This is a genomic window from Streptomyces sp. NPDC127092, from assembly GCF_042722475.1.
Taxonomy (GTDB): Bacteria; Actinomycetota; Actinomycetes; order Streptomycetales; family Streptomycetaceae; genus Streptomyces.
Map to the genome: position 1 here is coordinate 1 of NZ_JBHXFE010000263.1, position 1313 is coordinate 1313.

At 67.0% G+C, this 1313-nt stretch carries 1 protein-coding gene and 1 other annotated feature; the gene reads right to left on the reverse strand.

Features of this window, described 5'->3' with window-relative positions; translation table 11 throughout:
- Positions 1-1073: IS3 family transposase (locus ACFWJO_RS39535; RefSeq protein WP_386873108.1), on the reverse strand; the 1073-nt coding region annotated here is incomplete at its 3' end.
- Positions 666-795 (reverse strand) — a sequence feature (AL1L pseudoknot). It overlaps the preceding gene by 130 nt.
- Positions 1074-1313 lie beyond the last annotated feature (240 nt).

Sequence of the window (1313 nt, forward strand, 5' to 3'; positions counted from 1 at the left end):
CCCTTGTTCCGGATCAGCTCCGCCTTGAACAGCGAGTTGAACGCCTCCGCGAGGGCATTGTCATACGAGTCCCCCGTCGTGCCGACTGAGGCGACTGCGCCGGCCTGGGCGAGCCGCTGGGTGTATCGCACGGCGACGTACTGGACTCCTTTATCGCTGTGATGCCGTAGCCCGGCCACGTCGTGGCCTGCACGCTGACGCGTCCAGAACGCCATCTCGAGGGCGTCCAGGGCCAGGTCCGTGCGCAGCGACTTCGACAGCTGCCAACCCAGCACCCGTCGGGAGAACACGTCGATGATGAACGCGGCGTACACCCATCCGCTGAAAGTGCGGCAGTAGGTGATGTCAGCGACCCACAGCTGGTTCGGAGCCGCCGCGGTGAAGTCTCGCTGCACCAGGTCTTGACGCTCATCCGGGCCGCGGCCTGGGACCGTGGTCCTCGGTCCCTTCGCGCGGCTGATCCCGCGCAGGCCTGCGGCTCGCATGAGCCGCTCCACCGTGCACCTGGCCACCTGCAGGCCCTCCCTCCGCAGTTGCGCGTGGACCTTCCGGGCCCCGTAGACCCCGTAGTTGGCCTCATGCACCCGCCGGATTTCCACGAGCACCTGCTCATCGCGCAGGCTGCGCACTGAAGGAGGGCGCGTCTTGGCCGCGTAATACGTGCTCGGTGCGATCTGTGTGCCTGCCGCGGACAGCGTGGCGCAGATCGGCTCGACACCGAACTCGTGCTTGTGTTCGTCGATGTAGTCCACGATCAGCGCTGTGGGCGGTCGAGCATCCGCCGCGAAGAAAGCCGACGCCGAGCGCAGGATCGCGTTCGCCCGCCGTAGTTCACGGTTCTCCTTCTCCAGCTCGGCCACCCGGGCGGCTTCGCTGGTCGTGCTTCCGGGGCGGTGGCCGTGGTCGATCTCGGCTTGGCGGACCCAGTTGCGCAGCGTCTCGGGATTGATCCCGAGCTGTTCTCCCACACGGCGGAACGCTCCGGTCCTCGTGGCGGGGTCTTGCCGGGCTTCCAGCGTCATCCGCGTGGCGCGTTCGCGGAGCTCGTCGGGGTACTTCCGTGGTGCGGGCATGCTCTGCATCCTTCCGTTGGATCAGAGCCTCCACCAGACCCGGGGCGATTCAGCACCGACGAGCTGGTTGACATCTCTAAACCGCCGGGCTCTGCTTGCCCCTATGACCGAACGGATTCGCCTGCGACCACTGTCCCCTGATGACGCACCCGAGATGACCAGGGTCCTCGCCGACCCGGCCCTCTACCAGTACACCGGGGGCAAACCGCCGACCGTGGAAGGGCTCACCGGCCAATACAC